Genomic DNA, 20,367 nt, shown 5'->3' with positions numbered 1-20,367 from the left:
TAAATATGGCTATGAGACGATCAATTGATTGCGTTGTCATATGTGCAGTGGCCGAGCAAGGTTCGCGCGCCAGGGGAGAGAGCTGAGATGACCCGATTCCAGCACCGCATAACCCCTGCGTTGCTTGCGGCCAGCGCGCTTCTCGCGTTCCCGCTCCGCGCCGAAGTGCCGGACAATGGAGGCCCCTGGAACGTACGCGTCCTCGAAGGCGGGATCGGCGCCGAACGCCCGCTGCCCGAGGCAAGCCCTCTGCTCAAAGCAGGCGCGCGCTTCGGCATGGCCGCATGGATCCGCGCGGACCGGATCCAGTCCGGCGAGGCTGCGCTGATCGTGATCGGTGATGATGCCTGCGCTCAGTGCCGCGCGCTCGTCCTTGTCGATGACCGCCCTGCCCTGCGGATCGGCCCGGCGCGCGTCCTCGCTCCGCAGGTGCTCAATGCCGGGCAGTGGACCCACGTCGCCGCGGTGTTTGATGGCACCACCGTGCGCCTCCTGATCGATGGCAAGCTCGCGGCTCAACAAGCACTAGCCGCCCCTGCCGCGCTCCCGCGCATCGCCATTGCGCCGCCCATCGTGGGCCGCCCGCACTTCGCAGGCGCGCTCGCTTCGGCAACCGTCAACGATGGCGCGCCTGATCCGGCGATGCTCTTCGCCGCGCGCCCCGATTTCGCCGCCGTGCAGTTCCGCGAACTCGGCGTCGGCTGGCCGTTTCAGCGCAAGGCCAATATCGGCCTCACCGAACAGCAGGACCCCTGGCTGCTCCCGCACGCCGCCACCCCGCCCAGCGCCCCGCGCGCCATGTCTGTGCCGCAGCAGCCCGCGCTTGCCCCCACAGCGCACGGCCAGTGGCAGGTAAACGGCTGGAAGCTGACCCCCGCGCCAGAACTTGCGCAGGCCGACGGCGCCGCGCTTTCCCGCCCCGGCGTCAATACCGCCAAATGGCTCGCCGCCCGCGTCCCCGGCACCGTACTCGCCACGATGGTCGATCGCGGCGTCTATCCCGATCCTTATTACGGCCTCAACAACCTCGCGATCCCCGAAAGCCTCGCGCGGCAGGATTACTGGTACCGCACCAGCTTCACTCTGCCCCCCGAAGCCGCCGGCAAGGCGCTGGCGCTGCGCTTCGACGGGATCAACTACGCCGCCGAAGTCTGGATCAACGGCGTGGCAGTTGGCACCATGAAAGGCGCCTTCACCCGCGGCCGTTTTGCCTTCATGCCGCAAGCGGGCGAGAACGTCGTCGCGCTTCGCGTCAGCCCCCCGCCCCACCCCGGTATCCCGCACGAACAGTCGGTCAAAGGCGGCGTCGGCGAAAACGGCGGCCAACTCGCCATCGACGGCCCGACCTTTGTTGCCACCGAAGGCTGGGACTGGATCCCCGGCATCCGCGACCGCAACACTGGTCTCTGGCAAGGCGTCACCCTCGAAGCCACCGGCCCTGTCCGTATCGGCGACCCGCACGTCGTCACCGACCTGCCCTTGCCGCGCACCGACAGCGCGGATGTCACGATCACCGTTCCCATCATCAATGCCGCCAGCCAGCCCGCATCGCTCACCGTCACCGCGAAGATCGGCGAAATCACTCTCACCCGCAGCGTAACCGCCGCTCCCGGTGAAACCACAGTCACCTTCTCCCCGCTAACCGACCCCGCGCTCCGCATTGCCAATCCGCGCTTGTGGTGGCCCAACGGCTCCGGCGATCCCGCGCTCTACACGCTCACACTCACTGCCGCCGCAGACGGCCAGCCTTCGGACACCCGTACCCTGCTCTTCGGCATCCGCGAGGTCAGCTACGAACTCTCGCTGTTCGACCATGAAGGCCGCCTCAATCGCGTCGAAGTCGATCCCACCGACGCAAAGCCCGGTGAACTCCCCCTAGTCGACGTGCGCCACGCCGCCATCAAGCAGACCCCGCTCGGCTGGGTGCAAAGCCTGACCGCCTCTGGCGAGAAATCTCCCGCCGTCCGCCCGGTCCCGCCCTCCATCGCGCTCCCCCATCTCACCTTGCGAGTCAATGGCGTGCGGATCGCCGCGCGCGGCGGCAGCTGGGGCATGGACGATGCAATGCAGCGCTTCGGCAGCGCCGAGCTCGAACCCTATTTCCGCCTCGAGCGCGAAGCGCACATGAACGTGATCCGCAATTGGATGGGCAACAGCACTGAGCCCGCGTTCTACGACCTTGCCGACGAGAACGGCATGATGATCCTCAACGACTTCTGGCAATCGACGCAGGATTTCCAGATCGAGCCCGAAGACCCGCAGCTGTTCCTCGCCAACGCGGCAGACACCATCGCGCGCTACCGCAACCATCCCAGCATTGTCGTCTGGTTCGGCCGCAACGAGGGCGTCCCCTACCCTGCGCTCAACGAAGGCCTCGATGCGCTGGTCACGAAGCTTGACGGCACGCGCTGGTATACCGGCTCGTCCAACGTGGTGAACCTGCAAGGCTCCGGTCCCTACAACTACCGGCCACCCGAAGGCTATTTCACCGATCTCGCCTCGGGCTTCTCGGTCGAGACCGGCACGCCTTCGCTCGCCACGCGCGAGGCGATCGAGGCCAGCGTGCCTCCCGCGGACCGCTGGCCGCTCGGCGATACCATGGCCTATCACGACTGGCATTTCAGCGGGAACGGCGACACCCGCACCTTCATGGACACGCTGAACACCATGTTCGGGCCCTCCACCAGCCTCGCCGATTTCGAGCGCAAGGCGCAGATGATGAACCTCGAAACGCACAAGGCGATGATGGAGGGTTTCGTCGGCCATCTCTGGACAAAGAACTCCGGCCGCCTGTTCTGGATGACCCACCCCTCGTGGCCGTCGAACGCCTGGCAGCTTTACAGCTCGGACATGGACGCCCACGCCGCCTACTACGGCGCGCGCGCGGGGGCCGAACCGGTCCATGTGCAGCTCAACTTGCCGGGCAATGAGCCCATGGTGATCAACACGACCCGCAGCGAGCTGCCCGGCCTCACCGCCAAGGTCCGCGTGACTGATCTCGCAGGCCGGACACTGCTTCAGCGCGAGAACACCCTGTCCGCCCCCGCCAACGCCGCCACCCCGCTGCCCCCGGTCGATCTTGCTCCGCTTCTGGCAGACGGCGGCATGGTCCTTGTCGCGCTGGACCTCGTCGATGAGTCAGGCGCGGTCCTCAGCCGCAACCTCTACTGGCGCGGCCGCGACCCCGCCGCTTACCGCGCGCTGGGCGCGATGCCCGCCGCCACGATCAGCCTCAAGGCGCAAGCGGGCCAGCCGCAAGGCAGCGACCGCCCGCTCACCCTGATACTTGCCAACACCGGCAAAACCCCCGCGCTCGCGATCAAGCTCACAGTGCTCGACAAGGCCGGCGCGCGCGTGCTTCCGGCCTACTTCGAGGACAACTACGTCTCGCTGATGCCCGGTGAGGAGCGCACGCTCACCGTGCGTGTGCCCGCCAGCGCCAAGCCGGCCAGCATTGCGATCCGGGGCTGGAATATTGCGGAAGGTGCTGCGAAAATCGCGCCGTAAAGCACAACCTCTCGCCACCCTCGTCGTTCCCGCGAAGTCGGGAATCCAGAGCGGCAGAACACGGCGCTTGCGGCCCTGGATTCCCGCCTTCGCGGGAATGACGAACGAAAGGAAAGAACACCCCGGGTGCGCCCCGGGGTCCCGTTTACGCGCGCCTCAAGCTTTCGCCTGATCCTTGATCGGCAGCGCCCGCACCCGCTTGCCGGTCAGCGCGAACAGCGCGTTCGCCAAGGCAGGCGTCGCTGGCGGCAGGCCCGGCTCGCCAATCCCGCCCATCTCCCCGCCGCTGTTGATGAAGTGGACATCGACCGTCGGTGCATTCGCCAGCTTGAGCACTTCGTAATCGCTGAAGTTGCTCTGCTGCACCGCGCCCTTGTCGAGCGTGATCGCCTCGCCGATGCCGGAGGAGAGACCCATGACAAGCCCTCCGAGGATCTGCCCCTCGGCCGCAGTCGGGTTCACCGCCATGCCGCAATCGACCACCGCAAAAGCCTTGTGGACCTTGGGGCTCCCGTCCTCCGCGAGCGAAGCCTCGATCACCTGGCCGACAATCGTGTTGAAGCATTCGACCACGGCGACGCCCCGTGCATGGCCCGGCTCGAGCGGCGAGCCCCAGCCGCTGCGCTTCGCGACTTCCTCGAGCACCGTGCGGTGCCGCCCGGGCTTCAGGTGCTTCAGGCGGAACTCGACCGGATCGACGCCCGCCAGATGGGCCATCTCGTCCATGAAGCTCTCGGTGGTAAAGCCGTGCTGCGTCGCGTTGACCGAGCGCCAAGCGCCCACAGTCTGGTTGGACACCTGCTTGAAATGCCGCCGCGCCACCGCCGGCACGTCATAGAAGAACGGCACTTCGCGCAGACCGTCTTCCGGCTGGGCGAAATCGTTGCGCCATGCGGTGATCTTGCCGTCCGGCCCGAGCGCTGCAGTCAGCTTCGCCGAGCTCTGCGGACGATATGCGCCTTGCGACACTTCCTCCTCGCGCGACCAGATCAGCTTGACCGGGAATGGCACCTGCATGGCAACGCGCGCCACCTGATCGACGATCTCCATGTACATTGGCAGGCGCCGGCCAAAGCTGCCGCCGATGAGCATCGGATGGAACGTCACCTTGTCCGCGCTCAGGCCCGCCGCGCTGACGGCTGCCGCCTTGGCGCCGAGCGGATCCTGCATCCCGCCCCAGAGATCGAGGTGCCCATCCTTGTAATGGGCGGTCAGCGCGAACGGCTCCATCATTGCGTGGTGGAGGAAGGGCATCTTGTAGTCCGCCACCAGCACCTTCGCGCCATCGGCCTTGAGCGCGGCATCGACGTCGCCCTCTCCCACAGTCTTTGTCGGCTTGCCCTCGGCGCGCAGCTTGTCCTGCTCGGCAAAGATCGTCGCGGTAGACATCGCGCCATGGCCGCCGTCGCTGAACTTGGGCGCCAGCGCGCGGGCGCCTTTCAGCGCCTGCCAGTAGCCCTTGGCCACCACGACCACCGCGCCTTCGAGGCTGATGACCTTCTCGACACCGGAAACCGCCATGGCCGGCGCGGGATCGACGGAAAGCAGCTTGCCCCCACGCACCGGCGCCGCGATCACGGTCGCAACACGCATGCCGGGCTTCACCACGTCCATGCCGTACTGCGCCGTGCCGTTGACCTTGGCGGGAATGTCAAAGCGCGGGATCGACTTGCCCATGTGCTTGAAGTCTTTGGGATCCTTCAGCGCGACCTTGGTCGAAAGGCTGCGCGTCGCTGCCTCGGCAGCGAGCTCGCCATAGCGCAGCGACTTGCCGCTCTTGGCATGGACAACCTTGCCGTCCGCCGTCGTCAGCTCGCCAGCCGGTACGCCCAGCCGACCCGCCGCCGTTTCGATCAGCGCGGCCCGCGTGCCCGCACCCAGCACGCGCAAGCCCTGCTGGCCGGTAAAGCGCAGCGCCGAAGATCCGCCGGTGATTTGCAGATTGATCTGGCGCGCGACCATGCCAAGCAGCGACATCGGCATCGCTCCGATGATGCCCGGATAGCCGCTCATTTCCGAAAGGAAGCCCTTGCCCAGCACGGCATTGGCGAAGGCCGATTCCGCCGGGGCCGAAACGACCGAGAGCTTGCTCCAGTCGGCATCGAGTTCCTCGGCCAGCATCTGCGCAAGGCCGGTGTTCGAGCCCTGCCCGATATCGGTATGCGGCGAATATATCGTGACGGTGTCGTCCTCGCCGATGCGCAGCCAGGTGCCGAAATTGTGCCCGTCCTTGCCGTCAGTCAGCTTGGCTGCCTGGGACTTGGCCGAGCTGTCGCCATACTGGACTGCGAAGATGCCGCCGCCCACCAATGCCGCGCCGCCAATCAGGAATGTTCTGCGGATCATGCCCATGTGCTTGCTCCTCAGGCCGGATTGGTTGCGGGCGCGGCGGCAGTGCCGGCCACGTCGTGGATCGCCGCACGGATGCGGGGATAAGTCCCGCAGCGGCAGATATTGGTCATTGCCGCGTCGATATCGGCATCGGTCGGCTTCGGCGTTTTCGCCAGAAGCGCGGCGGCGGCCATGATCTGGCCCGACTGGCAATAGCCGCATTGCGGCACCTGATGCGCAATCCATGCCTGCTGCAGCGCGGTCAGCGCGCCATCCACGCCGCCAAGTCCCTCGATCGTGGTGATCGACTTGCCCGCCACATCGCCGACGGGCACGCTGCACGAGCGGGTGATCTCGCCGTCGATATGCACGCTGCAAGCCCCGCAGGCGGCAATGCCGCAGCCGAACTTGGTGCCGGTCATGCCCAGCTCCTCGCGGATCGCCCAGAGCAATGGGGTATCAGGTTCGACCGCGAAGCTCACCGGCTTGCCATTGACCTTTGCCTCGATTGCCACGCTGTCCTCTCCCCTAGATCCCGTGCGATTGCGTTGCTTGTAGCAACTTATATCGCCCCGCGCCACAGCCAAGGTACTGGCAAACCCCCGCCACCGCAGACCCCAAGGGGTAATCCTTAAGGAACCACGCAGGCTTGATTGCCATTGCAGCCTGCGCACCCTACCAAGGTCAAGAATGCGCCGCTTGATTCCCTTAGCCCCTGCGGCACTTGCCGCCTGCTCGCCCTCGGCCCCGCCGCCACCGCCGCCGCCCCATGTTTCCGCTGCCTTGCCGCTGCAACGTCAGGTGGTCGACTGGGACGACTATGTCGGTCGGTTCGAGGCGGTGGAGGATGTCGAGATCCGGCCCCGCGTTTCGGGTACGGTGGATAGCGTCAATTTCCGCGAAGGGGTCGAAGTCGCCAAGGGCCAGGTGCTCTTCACCATCGATCCGCGCCCCTATCGGGCCGCTGCCGCGCAGGCCCGCGCCGATCTCGCCAAAGCCGAAGCGCTCGTTACCAATGCCCGCACCGAGCTTGCCCGCGCGCAGAAGCTGGTCGAAGCACAGGCGATCAGCCGCGAGGAGTTCGAGACCAAGGAAGCCAACTTGCGCAGCGCGCTGGCCACGGCCGGTGCCGCCCGGGCCACACTCGATGCCCGTGCGCTCGATCTCTCCTTCACCGTGATCCGCTCACCGATCAGCGGCCGCATTTCCGACAAGCGCGTTTCGATCGGCACTTATGTCGCCGCCGGGCAGACGCCGCTGACCCGTGTCGTCACGATCAACCCGATCCGTTTTGCCTTCGAAGGCGCGGAAAGCTTCTACCTCAAATACGTCCGCCAGGCGCAGGCCGGCGAGCGCGAGTCATCGCGCTACGCCCCCAATCCCGTCGACATCAAGCTGGCGGACGAGACGAGCTACCGCTGGCACGGTCTGATGAAGTTCGTCGACAATGCGATCGACCGCAATTCGGGCACGATCCGCGCCTATGCGCAAGTCGGCAACCCGAACGGTTTCCTCGTCCCCGGCATGTTCGGCCGCGCCCGCCTGCTGGGGTCGGGCACGTACGGCGCGCTGCTCGTCCCGGATGAGGCGATCGTCACCGACCAGACCCGCCGCTTCGTTTATGTCATCGGCAAGGACGGCAAGACCGTGCAGCGCCCGGTCGAGACCGGCCCGCTGGTCGAGGGGCTGCGGGTCATCAAGACCGGACTCGCCCCGACCGAGAAAGTCGTGCTCGACGGGCTCGCCAGGCTTCAGCCGGGCATGGCCGTCGATGTGCGGATCATCCCGCTCAAGCCCCGGGCCGCGGCGGATTTGCCCGCCTCCTCGGCGCTGAGGGCCCCGGCGGCAGCCGAAGCCACAGCCAAGTAATGCGCGTGCCGCATTTCTTCATTGACCGGCCGATCTTCGCGGCGGTCCTGTCCATTCTCATCGTGATCATCGGTGCGATCGCCTATCCCTCGCTACCGGTTGGGCAATATCCCGAGATCGCCCCGCCCACCGTGGTCGTCTCGGCAAGTTACCCGGGCGCCAACGCCGAAACGCTGGCCGAGACCATTGCCGCCCCGCTCGAGGTGGCGATCAACGGCGTCGAGAACATGATCTACATGCAGTCGTCCTCCACCGGCGACGGCAATGTCTCGATCACGGTCACCTTCAAGGCCGGCACCAATATCGATCAGGCGCAGGTGCTGGTGCAGAACCGCGTCGCGACGGCCGAACCGCGCCTGCCCGAGACCGTGCGCCAGATCGGCGTCACGGTGCGCAAGAACTCGCCCGACCTGCTCATGGTCATCAACCTCTACTCGCCCGACCAGTCGCTCAGCCACCAGTACGTGGCGAACTACGCGACCTTGCAGGTGGTCGACCGGCTGAGCCGCGTGCCGGGCGTGGGCGGGGTCCGCATCATCGGTGCGCGCGATTACAACATGCGCGTGTGGATCGATCCCGATGCCGCCGCCAGCCGCAACCTCACTGTCGAGGAGATCGTCGCCGCGATCCGCGCGCAGAACGCGCAGGTCGCCGCAGGCTCGGTCGGCCAGCCGCCGTTCAACCAGGGTGGCACCGCCTTCCAGCTCGGCATCCAGACAGAAGGGCGCCTCACCTCAACCGAGGAGTTTGGCAACATCATCCTGAAGCGCGCCGACGATGGCCGCCTCACCCGCCTGCGCGACATTGCCCGCCTCGAGCTCGGCGCGCAGGACTACGGCACCAACGCCTATCGCGATTCTTTCCCTTCGATCGGCATCGGCGTCTCGCAGCTCCCGGGCTCGAACGCGCTCAAGACCGCAGCGGCGGTAGACGGCGAAATGGAGGCGCTGTCCAAGTCGTTCCCGCCGGGCATGATCTATTCAATCCCCTACCACCCGACTGAATACATAAGCGCCTCGATTGCCGCGGTGGAAGAGACGCTGTTCGAGGCGATCGTGCTCGTCGCGCTCGTCGTTCTCGTGTTTCTGCAAAGCTGGCGTGCCGCGATCATTCCGATCATCGCGATCCCGGTCTCGCTGATCGGCAGCTTCGCCGCGATGGCCGCCTTCGGCTTTTCGCTCAACAACCTTTCGCTGTTCGGGCTCGTGCTCGCCATCGGTATCGTCGTCGACGATGCGATCGTGGTGGTCGAGAACATTGAGCGACTGATGGATGAGCAAGGCCTCAGCCCCCGCGCAGCCGCGCATAAGACGATGGACGAGGTTTCCGGCGCACTGATCGCCATCGCGTTGGTGCTGTGCGGCGTGTTCATTCCCACCGCCTTCATCCCGGGCATCTCGGGCGCGTTCTACAAGCAGTTCGCGCTCACCATCGTCAGCGCCACCGCCATTTCCGCGTTCGTCTCGCTCACGCTCTCGCCTGCACTGGCAGCCTTGATCCTCAAGCCGCGCGGGGCAGAGGAAGCGGCACCCCAGCCCGGCTGGCGGGGGCTGCCCACGCGCCTCGCGCGCGGGTTCAACCGGCGGTTCGAGGCGCTGTCGCAGCGCTATGGCCGCCTGACCGCGCGGCTGGTGCGCTCGCTCGGGCTGATCGCCATTGCCTATGTCCTGCTGCTGGGCATTGCCGGCTGGCGCTTCTGGGCCACGCCCACCGGCTTCATCCCGGCGCAGGACCAGAACTACCTCATCGGCGTGGTTCAGCTGCCCCCGGGCGCGTCGCTCCAGCGCACCGACGAGATCGTGCAGGCGGCCGCGAAAATCGCGCGCGACAACCCCAATGTGAAAACCACCATCGCTTTCGCCGGGTTCGACGGCGCCTCTTTCACCTCTGCGCCCAATGCCGGCGCGATCTTCATCACGCTCAAGGATTTCAAAACCCGCCCTTCTGCCGACGAGGTCGCGAACCAGCTGCGCAAGGCCGAAGGCTCGATCACGGCGGGCGCGGTGCTCATCGTCCCGCCGCCACCCGTGCGCGGTATCGGGACCGGCGGCGGTTTCAAGATGATGATCGAGGACCGCAGCGGCGCAGGCTATGCCGCGCTTGAAGGCGCGGCCTTCAAGATGATGATGGCCGCGAACCAGCAGCCGGGGCTCAATTCGGTCTTCACCCAGTTCAACACCAAGACCCCGCGCCTCAAGGCCGAGATCGACCGCGAGCGCGCCGAGCAGATGGGCGTGCCGGTAGAGCGCGTGTTCTCGACACTCGGCACTTACCTTGGCAGTACATATGTCAATGATTTCAATTTTCTAGGCCGCACCTTTCGCGTGACAGCGCAGGCCGACGCCCCCTACCGTGACGATATCGGCGATATCCTCAGGCTCAAGACCCGCTCGGCTTCGGGCACCATGGTCCCGCTCGCTGCGGTGATGACACTGAAGAACGACAGTGGCCCCTACCGCGTCGTGCGCTTCAACCTCTATCCGGCAGCCGAACTGCAAGGCGATACCAAGCGCGGCTTCTCCTCGGGCCAGTCGCTGATCACGATGGACCAGCTTGCCAAGGCGAACCTGCCCGCCGGCTTCACCTATGAATGGACCGAGCTTGCCTACCAGCAGCAGCAGGCGGGCAATACGGGCATTCTCGTTTTCGGGCTCGCGGTGGTCTTCGTGTTCCTGCTGCTTGCCGCGCAATACGAAAGCCTCGTCCTCCCGCTCGCCGTCATCCTGATCGTGCCGATGTGCCTGCTCGCCGCGATCCTCGGGGTCGATGCGATGGGGCGCGACAACAATATCCTGACGCAGATCGGCCTTGTCGTGCTGATCGGGCTGGCTGCCAAGAACGCGATCCTGATCGTCGAGTTCGCGCGGGCGGGCGAGGACGGCGGGCTGGAAGCGCGTGCTGCCGCCGAGCGCGCCGCGCACCAGCGCCTGCGGCCGATCCTGATGACCTCGATCGCTTTCATTCTCGGCACCCTGCCGCTGGTCATTGCCACCGGACCCGGCGCTGAAATGCGCCAGGCGCTGGGCATTGCCGTGTTCTTCGGGATGCTCGGGGTGACGGTGTTCGGCCTGCTCTTCACGCCTTCGTTCTACATCATCAGCCGGGGCTTCGGGGACCGCGTGGGGCGCTGGTTGCGGTGTGGCCGGGCAGTGCCGCCGCCTGCGGAGAGCGAGGGATGAAGCGCCTTGCCGCCCTCTTGCCCCTGTTCCTTGCCGCCTGCGCGGTCGGGCCTGATTACCAGCGCCCTGCCCCGCTTCCGCCCGAGCAGGCGCGGCTTGGCGAAGCGCTCGAAAGCGGCGCGGTCACCCCATCGCCGCTGCCGGAGCAATGGTGGCGCCTGTTCAAGGACCCGGAGCTTGACCGGCTGATCACCCAGGCCCTCGCGAAAAACACCGACCTGCGCGCCGCCGCGGCCAACCTGCAGCGCGCCCGGGCCGTGCTCTCCGAAGTCGGCGCCGCGCGCCTCCCCACCACCAGCGCCGATGCGCAGTTCAGCCACAGCCGCCAGGTCATCCCCGCCTTTGGCCGCGCTGTGACCAACGATTTCTTCTCGGTGGGCTTCGATGCCTCCTACGAAGTCGACCTGTTCGGCGGCGTCAGCCGCACGATCGAGGCCGCGCGCGCCGATGCGGCCGCCGCGCAGGCTGCGATCGATGCCGCGCGCGTCGCGGTCGCCGCCGAGACCGCGCGCGCCTACGCCTCGGCCTGCGGTTTTGGCGCACAGGCCGACGTCGCGCGCGAGACTGAAGCGCTCCAGGCCCGTACGCTCGATCTCACCGAGCGCCGCCTCACCGCCGGGCGCGGCACGCGCAGCGAAGTCGATTCCGCGACCGTCCTTGTCGAGCAAGCCCGCGCACAAGTCCCGGTGTTCGAGGCCGAGCGCCGCGCCGCGATCTATGCGCTTGCGGTCCTGACCGGCGATCCACCTGCCGCGATCCTCGATACCCCCGCCGCGAAGTGCCGCTCTGTCCCCATGGCAAGCGAGCCGCTCCCCGTGGGCGATGGCCAGACCCTCCTCGCCCGCCGTCCCGACGTGCGCCAGGCCGAGCGCGCCCTTGCCGCCGACACGGCCCGGATCGGCATCGCCACTGCCGCACTATACCCTTCGATCACACTGCTCGGCAGTGTTTCGCTCGGTGCCACACGCTTCAGCAATCTCGGCAATTCGGGTTCGGTGGGTTATTCGGTCGGCCCGCTGATCAGCTGGAACTTCCCGCTGAACGGCGCCGCCCGCGCCCGCGTAAAGCAGAACGAGGCGATCGCAACCGGCTCGCTCGCCCGGTTCGATGGCACGGTGCTGAACGCGCTCAAGGAAGCCGAACAGGCCCTCGCCCGTGCCGGCGGCGCTGCCACTCGCGAAGCGGCGCTGCGCCGCGCAATGGACGCCAGCACCGATGCGGCGCGCCTTTCACGAACCCGTTTCGACTTCGGCGCGGACAGCTTCCTCCAGTTGCTCGATGCCGAACGCCAGCGCGCGCAGGCCCGCGCCGCCCTCGCCCAGGCCGAGGCAGACCGCGCAGCAGCGCAGATCAGCGTGTTCAAGGCGCTGGGCGGCGGCTGGGAAAGCCCGTCTCGGCCCTAACCAAGCTCTCGCTCAAGCATACGCCGCGCCGAGCGCTGCACATGCTCGGCAATCACGCGGAAAGCAGCTTCCATGCTTGTCCCGCGCCGCCACGCCAGCGCCACCGAGCGGTGCGCCCGCCAGCCTTCGACATCGACCACCGCGAGGCCAGCAAGGCCGCCCACATCGCTCTGCAGATAGAGCCGCGGCAGGACCGTGAGCCCAAGGCCGGACGCCGCCATCATGTGCAAGCTGTCGAGGCTGGTGCCCTCATAGTCGGGGCTCAATTCCATCCGGTGCGCCTCGGCGATATCGCGCGTTTCGCGGTGCAGGTGGTGCCGCGTATCAAGCGATAGCAGCACTTGCCCCGCCAGCGCCGAAGGCGCCACCGGCCCGCGCGCCAGCTCGCTGTCCACCGCCGCGACCAGATCCAACGGCTCGCGGAACAGCGGCTCCACCTCAAGGTCGTCACCCCGGATCGGCAGCGGCCCCAGCATCACATCTAGGTCCCCGCGCGAAAGCGCCCGCGCCTGCTCGTCCGGAATCCCCTCGCGCACATAGAGCCTGAGCCCCGGCGCGGCGCGGTGCAGTTCGGCGATGATCGGCGAGAGCAGATAGGGCCCCAGTGTGGGCGTCGTCCCCATTCTGAGCGTGCCCGTCAGCCCGGTCGCGGCGGAGCGGGCCAGTTCCTCGATTCCGTGCACTTCGGCCAGAATGCCGCGCGCCTTGGACACGATGCTCCGCCCGATCGGCGTCAGGATCGCGCCGGTGGTCGAGCGATCAAGCAAGCGCACTCCCAGCCGCTCTTCCAGCGCTTTCACCTGCTGGCTCAGCGCCGGCTGCGAGACGTGGCTGATCCGCGCCGCTTCGGCAAACGAGCCGGTATCGGCCAGCGCGACAAGGTACTGGAGTTGGCGGACCGTCGGCATACGGGGGATATAATCACAGCCTATAGCGCCTTCGCAAGACTTCTGATTGGCGCAATCGGCCGCCAACGCCTAGATGGTTCGTCACCGGTAATCGAATTCAAGGACGTTCAGGGAACTTCATGGCAGGACCAACGCGTGTCGAGCTGCGCGATGCAGTGCGCTGGCTGGCCGAGATCATCGGGCCGGATTCAGGTTACCTGCGTCTTGCGGCGGTCTATGGCATTGCCATCGGCCTGCTTTCGCTCGCCACACCAATCTCGGTCCAGCTTCTGATCAACAGCGTGGCCTATACCGCGCTGCCCGCACCCTTGTGGACACTGTCGGGCCTGCTCTTCGCGCTCCTTTTCATGGTCGCGCTGCTTTCAACGCTGCGGGTCTACATCATGACCCTGTTCGAGCGCCGCCTCTTCGCCCGAGTTGTAGCTGAAATCACCATCCGCGCCGTGCACGCGCGCGATCCCTTCTTCGGCGATGCGCGCCGGGCGGACCTGTTCAACCGCTTCTTCGACCTTGCGGTCGTGCAGAAATCAGTGCCCAGCCTCATCATCGGCGGCTTCACGATCATGCTGCAATCGGCCGTCGGCCTGATCGTCACCAGCTTCTATCACCCGTTCTTCCTAGCCTTCAATGTCGTCCTGCTGCTCGCGTTGCTGGTGATCTGGCTGATGTGGTCGCGCGGCTCGATGACGACCGCTGTCGCACTGTCCCACGCCAAGCACGATACCGCGCGCTGGCTGGAAAGCGTCGGCAGCTCGAACGGCTTCTACAAGTCGAGCCGCCATGTCGGGTTTGCGATGGACCGCTCGGAGGCCGTGACCGCGAACTACATCGCCAAGCACAAGCACTACTTCCGCTACAGCTTCGCCCAGACGCTGGCCTTCTTCATGCTCTACGCCACGGCCTCGGCCACGCTCCTCGCGCTCGGCGGCAATCTCATTCTTGCGGGCGAGCTCACCATCGGTCAGCTCGTCGGTGCCGAGCTTATTCTTTCGAGCGTGTTCTACGGCGTCGGCCAGCTCGGCTGGTATCTCGACACGTTCTACGATCTTGTCGCCAGCTGCGAGGAACTCTCGCTGCTTTACGGCATCACGCAGGAAAAGCTCCCCATCCCGAGCACCCAGGGACCGCGCGATGGCGCCATCGCGCTGCGCGACGTCCAGCTTGGCGGCACCCGGCTCAACTTCTCGCTGACTGCCGGCGAACGCCTTGTCACCGTTCCCGAGCCGGGGGTCGAGCGCACGCTTTCCTTGCTCCTCAAGCGCCACGTCGCGCCCGAACACGGCCTCGTCACCGTCGGCGGCTCCGACCTTGGCGGGCTCAACATGTATCTGCTGCGCTCCGAAGTGATCGTGCTCGACCGGCCGACGATCGTCGAGGTGACGATCCGCGAGTACCTCAACCTCGCCGTATCCGATGCGACCGCCGAGAGCATTCTCGATGCGCTCGATGCGGTCGGCCTCGGCGAGCGCATCGCCATGCTGCCCGATGGGCTCGATACGCCGCTTGCCTCCTCGGGCTGGCCGCTCACCGTCGGCGAAGTCATGGAACTCAAGCTTGCCAACGCACTGCTCGCCCGGCCCAAGGTGCTGGTGCTCGCCCCCGTGTTCGATGTCATGCCCCCGGCGCAGCTGTTCGGCGTGCTCGAACGGCTGAAAGCGGTCGGCACCACCGTGCTCATGTGCACCGCGCGCCCGGGCTCCTTCGCGCTCGATGGCTGGCTGTGGCTTGGCCGCCAGGAGCAGATCCGCTTCGCCTCGGCCGCCGAGCTTCAGGCCCACGTCAAGGATCGGGAGGCGGCACGTGCCCTATCGGCTTGAACATATCGAGCATTTCCCCACGCTTGCCGCGATGCGGACGCCGCGGGTCACGGTCATCACCGCCTGGCTGGTCATTATCGGCATCGTCGCGGCCGCGCTGGTCATGGCCTTCGTGCCCTGGGTCCAGACCGCGAATGGCGACGGGCAGGTTGTCGCGCTCAATCCCGATGACCGCACCGCCGACGTCTCGGCGCTGGTCAGCGGCCGGATAGCCGAATGGTACGTCTCCGACGGCCAGCAGGTCACCGCCGGCCAGCCGATTGCCCGTGTGGTCGATCTCGATCCCGATTACCTCGTCCGCCTCGGCGCCGAACGCGCCCAGATCGAAGCGGAGATCGCCTCGGTCACCCAGTCGCGCGCCACGGCGATGCTCGACGTCAACCGCACCCAGCAGCTCTGGCGCGAGGGGTTGATCGCCCGGCGCGATTATGAACTGGCGCAGATCAAGGTCGCCGAAGGCGGCGCCAAGCTCGCCGAATCGCGCGCCAAGCTCCAGCGCATCGACGTGCAGCTCGCGCGCCAGTCGACGCAAGTTGTCCGCGCGCCGCGCCCAGGCCGCATCCAGACGGTCAACGCCGGGCTCAGTGGCGGTGTCGTCTCGCCCGGCACGGTCCTTGCCACCGTCGCGCCGGAAACAGCCGAACGCGCGGTTGCGCTCTATGTCGATGGCCGCGATATCGCGCTGGTGCGCGTCGGCCAGCACGTCCGCCTCGAATTCGAAGGCTGGCCCGCGATCCAGTTCAGCGGATGGCCATCGGTGGCACAGGGCATCTTCGATGGCCGCGTACGCGGGCTCGATCCCACGTCCATCAGCAACGGTCTGTTTCGCGTGCTGATCGAACCTGCGCCGGGCAAGCGCCCCTGGCCGGACCTTCGCTTCACCAAGCTCGGCGCAAAGGTGCGCGGATGGATTCAGATGGAGACTGTCTCGGTCGGCTATGAACTCTGGCGCCAACTCAACGACTTCCCGCTCGAATTTGGCAAGGATATTAAGGCCTCGATGAGCGGCAAGGATGCGAAGGCCGGCGTGCCCAAGGACGACGATGCCACCGTGCTCAAGGCCGGCAAGCCGAAGTGACGCGCCCATGATCCGCCATCTCCTGCTGGCGCTGGCGCTGCTGTGGGCGGGTCCGCTGGCGGCGCAGACCGCGGCCCCGCTTACGCTTGCGGAAATCCTCGGCAGCTCGGCTGCGCAGGCCCCCCAGATCGTCGAGGCCATGGCGCGCGTCCGCCAGGCTGAAGGCCGCGCGCTTTCGGCCGAAGGGGCGTTCGACACCGTGTTCGACGTCGATGCCCAAAGCCGAGTGCTCGGATACTACAGCGGCACTTATCTCGAAGGAAAAGCCACCCGCCCGCTGACTGAAAACGGCGGCCAGATCTACGGCGGTTACCGCGTTTCGACGGGCTCTTTCCCGATCTACGAGGACAAGGCCTATACCGACCGCCTCGGCGAACTGAAGATCGGCGGCCTCTTCTCGCTCCTGCGCGACCGCGCGATCGACGAGCGGCGGGGCCGCATTGCCATGGCCGCGCGCGATATCGACGCTATCCGGCTGGAGCGCGAGATGATCGCCATCGGCGTGCAGGCGCGGGCAGCCGCCGCTTATCAGAACTGGGTCGCCGCCGGCCTCCGGCTCAAGACCTATCAGGCCCTGCTGGATCTTGCCGAGCAGCGCCGTGCCGGCATTGCCCGGCAGGTCCAGCTCGGTGCCCGGCCCACTATCCTGCTCACCGAAGCCGACACCAATATCGTCCGCCGCCGCGCGCTGGTCGTACGCTCCGAACAGGAACTCGGCGCCGCCGCCAACGCGCTCTCGTTCTTCTACCGCGATGACAATGGCGAGCGCATCGTGCCCGGGCCCGAGCGGCTGCCGGCCGCGATCCCTCCGTTTCAGCCGAAGAAGCTTGCAGGCGCCGCCGACCGTCCCGACCTGCAGTCGCTCGGCGCCCGCCTTGCCCAGTCCGAGCTCAAGCTCGCGCTTGCCGAGAACGAACTGAAGCCGCGCCTCGATCTTCGCGGCGAGCTTGCCTACGACGTCGGCCCGAACGGGCGCGGCGGCAAATCGCGCAGCGGCGAGGAAGCCATTGTCGGCCTGCGGCTCACGGTCCCGCTCCAGCGCCGCGCCGCCAAGGGCAAGATCGCCGAGGCCCAGGCCGAGATCGACGGCGTGCGCACCCGCCAGCAGCTGATCCGCGAACAGATCGCGGTCGAGGTCAAGGGCATCACCATCGCAGTCGACGGCGCCGCCAAGACCGCGCGGCTCGCCGCCGAGGAAGCCAAGCTCGCCGACGACCTCGCCGCCGCCGAACGCCGCCGCTTCGAACTTGGCGCGAGCGACTTCTTCCTCCTCAACATGCGCGAGGAAGCCGCCACCGATGCGCGCGTCCGCCTGCTCGACGCGCAGGCCCGCGCGGCCCTTGCCGGTGTGGACCTGGCCGGCGCCAGCGCAGACCGCGCCGCGCTGGGCCTTCCCGAAGGCCCGCTACCTTAATTAAAAAGAAGCCCCTCCCGCATGCGGGAGGGGTTTGGGGTGGGCCTGCGCAACAAAGCCTAGTTTGCCGGCTTCTTCTGCTGCGCCTCGTACCCTGCGCGCTGGACATTGATCAGATAGGCGTGGATCGCCTTGACGTCATACGCGCTGACCATATCGTTCAGCGGCGCCATGCCCGACCCTGCCAGCGCGCCTTTCAGCACTATGTCGCCAAAAATGCGGTGAATGTCGCGCGGCATGCGTGACAGATCGGGCGTGACGCCCGGGCCAAGCATGTGGCATCGCGAACAGAATTCGGTGAACTTGGCCTCACCGTGGGCAATCAGGGCCTTGGTGGCCCGAAGCGGCGGCGGTGCCGGATAGGTCAGCGGATCGGGCCGAAGCTCGGGCTGCGGCACCGGCCCGCCGCCCAGCTTGAACACCAGAATGCGGTTGGTGTTCCGGTTGCGATAGGCAATGTCCACCGGCGTCAGCGGATAGCTGATGCCGACCCCGCCGTAGCCCACTTGTACCGCGATATACTGCACCCCGCCGATCTTGTAGGTCATGGGCGCTGCCATGATATGCGATCCGGTCTGGATCGAGGCAAACTGCGCTCCGGTTTTCGCGTTGTAGACCCGCAGCGTGCCATCGCCGCGCCCCTGCACCACGATATTGCCTGCGGTGGAAAGCACGCCGCCATCATAGCCGCGATTGCCCTCGGACGTGACTTGCTCCCACAAGACCTTGCGCGCCACCGGGTCCCATGCCTTGAGCACTTCGCGCACCAGACTGGTCTTGCCGCGTTCCTTCTGCAGTTCGGCCTTGGTGGGCAACGGACCAAACAGCCGCGTCAGCGTCGGCTCGTCATAGGTGTCATCGGGAATGATGCCGTTGGCGTTGAAGAAGCCCTCCAGATGGTCGAGCTTGCCCTTGTTGGCCGGCAGGTTGACCATCACGTTCGGCACGTCGAGCGTCGGGATATAGACAAGGCCCGTTTGCGGGCTGAACGACATCGGGTTCCACGTATGCGCCCCGGCCCAGGAGGGGTAGACGTTCTTGGGCTTTGCCGAATAGTCGGCCACTTCGGTGAACTGCGGGCGCCCCGTCGCAAGGTCCACGCCCTTGGCCCAGTTGACATAAGTGAAGGGATCGGCCGCCAGCAATTTGCCGGTCTTCAGGTCGAGCGTGTAATAGAACCCGTTCTTCGAGGCCTGCATCACCACCCGGCGCGTCTCGCCGCCCACCGGCAGATTGGCGAAGGTGAACTTCTGCGTCGCGTCATAGTCCCAGGCATCGCCCGGCGTTTCCTGATAGAACCAGTTCATCCGCCCCGACTTCGCGTTCACCGCGATGATCGAGGCGTTGAACAAGTCGTCGCGCCGCTCGTCCGCGCTCTTCACCCGCGAATAGGGCGAGGCATTGGCCGTGCCGAACACGATCTGGTCCGTCTCGGCATCATAGGACAGCCCATCCCACACCGTGCCGCCGTTCTGATAGCGGCCATCATGGTTCGGACCCCATGACTTGGCCGCCATTTCCAGCTCAGGATGCTCGAACGGCTGCCCCGGCGCGGGCGGCACCGTGAAGAAGCGCCACTTGAACGCACCGGTCTTGATGTCCCACGCCGAGATATACCCGCGCGTCGAACCATCGCCCAGATCGGCGCCCGAATTGCCGATCACCACGGAATCGCTGGTCAGCAGCACCGCCCCGGTCGAGGCGTAGGTGTAGTTGCTGTTGCCCCGGCCGATGATCGTGTCGGCGGTCCATTTCTCCGCGCCGGTCTTGGCATCGAGCGCATGGAGCCGCCCGTCCTCGCTGGCGACAAACACCACCCCGTCGCGCACCGCGACCCCGCGGTTGACCGTATCGCAGCAGGCATTCCTCGCCGAGGCCGGATCGATGCCGGGATGGAACGTCCACAGCAGTTCACCCGTCACGGCATTGAGCGCATAGACAATGCCCCACACGCCGGAGGTGTACATGACCCCGTCAATCACCAGCGGCGTGGCTTCCTGTCCACGCTCGGTGCCCATGTCATAAGCCCAGGCAAAGCCGAGCTGCCCGGCATTGCTGTCGTTGATATCCGCGAGCGAAGAAAACCACGTCCCTGCCGGATCCCCGCCGACATAAGGCCATTCGTCACCCGCAACCGGATGCGTCGCCGCCGGAAAATCGGGAAGGCCGGCCTGAAGCGACGAAGCGGTGAGGCCAAGTGCACAGAGCAGGCCGATAAGGGGCCTGCGCAGATTGATCGATACCATAGGCCGAGTGTCAGCCGAAACCTCCGCCTTCGCAAGATGGTTTTGAAAGGCGAGCAAAGCTCCTCCCCTTTGGGGCAATGTCGGAGAGCGGCAACCATACGACAGCGACCCGCCTACGGTTTCAGACCGGAGCTGACACTTCCAGAACCTCGATCAATACGAAGCGCTCGCACCACAGCATCATATCAGGTGCAAAACCGCCGTTCCTGGTGAAATAGCGGCGATGCGCATCGCGCCAGTAAGCAAGACTGCGATCGCCTTCGCCTTCCGCAGCGGCAAAGTCGGCGTCAACATCGTCAAAGCGCCGTTCCCTCAGTTCGACCGTCTCCACCACGGCGCGCGGGTGTCCTTTGCTATCTTCAACAACCCAGCGGCCGCCGACGCTTGCGCCAAGCAGGCCGTCGGCCGCGCTCCAGCAGGTCGCTCGCTTGTGGCCTGCCAAAACCAGCGCAAGCAATTCGTCCGCCAGCTCCGGTCCGTCACCAAACGCAACGCGGGAAAGGTCGTGCCAATCGGAAACCTTGGTCATGCCAAAAGCATAAGTGATCATGGTCCGCGTTCAAGCAGGACATGCCGCTTGCCTCTGTCCTACATGCCTCGCCTCGGTTACACTCC

General features: G+C 66.3%; 12 protein-coding genes. 7 read left to right on the top strand and 5 right to left on the bottom strand.

Translation table 11 applies throughout. The features are described 5' to 3' along the window. Positions 1 to 87: 87 nt before the first annotated feature. Positions 88 to 3,507 (top strand): LamG-like jellyroll fold domain-containing protein, encoded by a 3,420-nt coding sequence (locus WCL10_RS13745; protein WP_336896228.1) that lies wholly within the window; start codon positions 88 to 90, stop codon positions 3,505 to 3,507. A gap of 156 nt (positions 3,508 to 3,663) precedes the next feature. Here the strand turns inward: WCL10_RS13745 and WCL10_RS13740 are convergent, their stop codons facing one another. Next, on the bottom strand, positions 3,664 to 5,853 hold the full coding sequence (locus tag WCL10_RS13740) for a molybdopterin cofactor-binding domain-containing protein (protein WP_336896227.1): 2,190 nt from the start codon (positions 5,851 to 5,853) through the stop codon (positions 3,664 to 3,666). Positions 5,854 to 5,870: 17 nt separating this feature from the next. Continuing rightward, the gene (locus WCL10_RS13735) at positions 5,871 to 6,353 is read right to left on the bottom strand and encodes a (2Fe-2S)-binding protein (RefSeq protein WP_336896226.1); all 483 of its coding nucleotides are present in this window, start codon (positions 6,351 to 6,353) and stop codon (positions 5,871 to 5,873) included. A gap of 175 nt (positions 6,354 to 6,528) precedes the next feature. Between WCL10_RS13735 and WCL10_RS13730 the strand changes: the two genes are divergently transcribed. From WCL10_RS13730 to WCL10_RS13720, 3 genes are read left to right on the top strand one after another with little or no spacing between them, the layout of a single operon-like run. Next, on the top strand, positions 6,529 to 7,707 hold the full coding sequence (locus tag WCL10_RS13730; protein ID WP_336896225.1) for an efflux RND transporter periplasmic adaptor subunit: 1,179 nt from the start codon (positions 6,529 to 6,531) through the stop codon (positions 7,705 to 7,707). Further along, positions 7,707 to 10,886 carry a multidrug efflux RND transporter permease subunit gene (locus WCL10_RS13725; protein ID WP_336896224.1) on the top strand — a complete coding sequence of 1,060 codons (3,180 nt, stop codon included), beginning with the start codon at positions 7,707 to 7,709 and terminating at the stop codon, positions 10,884 to 10,886. The genes WCL10_RS13730 and WCL10_RS13725 overlap by 1 nt, the downstream gene beginning before the upstream one ends. Beyond that, complete coding sequence (locus WCL10_RS13720) at positions 10,883 to 12,289, top strand: TolC family protein (RefSeq protein WP_336896223.1); 1,407 nt, start codon at positions 10,883 to 10,885, stop codon at positions 12,287 to 12,289. Before WCL10_RS13725 ends, WCL10_RS13720 begins: the two co-directional genes overlap by 4 nt. Here the strand turns inward: WCL10_RS13720 and WCL10_RS13715 are convergent. Then, complete coding sequence (locus WCL10_RS13715) at positions 12,286 to 13,197, bottom strand: hydrogen peroxide-inducible genes activator (protein WP_336896222.1); 912 nt, start codon at positions 13,195 to 13,197, stop codon at positions 12,286 to 12,288. The two genes, WCL10_RS13720 and WCL10_RS13715, sit on opposite strands and share 4 nt — an antisense overlap. A 119-nt stretch (positions 13,198 to 13,316) precedes the next feature. Here WCL10_RS13715 and WCL10_RS13710 point away from each other — a divergent pair, with 119 nt between their 5' ends. From WCL10_RS13710 to WCL10_RS13700, 3 genes are read left to right on the top strand one after another with little or no spacing between them, the layout of a single operon-like run. Further along, a complete protein-coding gene (locus WCL10_RS13710) occupies positions 13,317 to 15,014 on the top strand; it encodes an ABC transporter ATP-binding protein (RefSeq protein WP_336896221.1) in 1,698 nt (565 codons plus the stop codon). A 31-nt stretch (positions 15,015 to 15,045) separates the two neighbouring features. Next, entirely contained in the window at positions 15,046 to 16,092 is a 1,047-nt protein-coding gene (locus WCL10_RS13705) for an HlyD family efflux transporter periplasmic adaptor subunit (RefSeq protein ID WP_336896265.1), read from the top strand. A 7-nt stretch (positions 16,093 to 16,099) separates the two neighbouring features. Next, entirely contained in the window at positions 16,100 to 17,506 is a 1,407-nt protein-coding gene (locus WCL10_RS13700; RefSeq protein WP_336896220.1) for a TolC family protein, read from the top strand. A 59-nt stretch (positions 17,507 to 17,565) separates the two neighbouring features. Here the strand turns inward: WCL10_RS13700 and WCL10_RS13695 are convergent, their stop codons facing one another. Together WCL10_RS13695 and WCL10_RS13690 are read right to left on the bottom strand one after the other, a co-directional pair. Further along, positions 17,566 to 19,752 carry a PQQ-dependent dehydrogenase, methanol/ethanol family gene (locus tag WCL10_RS13695; protein ID WP_336896219.1) on the bottom strand — a complete coding sequence of 729 codons (2,187 nt, stop codon included), beginning with the start codon at positions 19,750 to 19,752 and terminating at the stop codon, positions 17,566 to 17,568. Between the two features lie 121 nt (positions 19,753 to 19,873). Continuing rightward, complete coding sequence (locus WCL10_RS13690; protein WP_336896218.1) at positions 19,874 to 20,281, bottom strand: ASCH domain-containing protein; 408 nt, start codon at positions 20,279 to 20,281, stop codon at positions 19,874 to 19,876. Between the last annotated feature and the right edge of the window lie 86 nt (positions 20,282 to 20,367).

Origin of the sequence: Novosphingobium sp. (assembly GCF_037133355.1) — a bacterium.
Classification (GTDB): domain Bacteria; phylum Pseudomonadota; class Alphaproteobacteria; order Sphingomonadales; family Sphingomonadaceae; genus Novosphingobium.
Note: the sequence above shows the minus strand (reverse complement) of the source record. Positions and strands in the feature narration are given on the sequence as shown.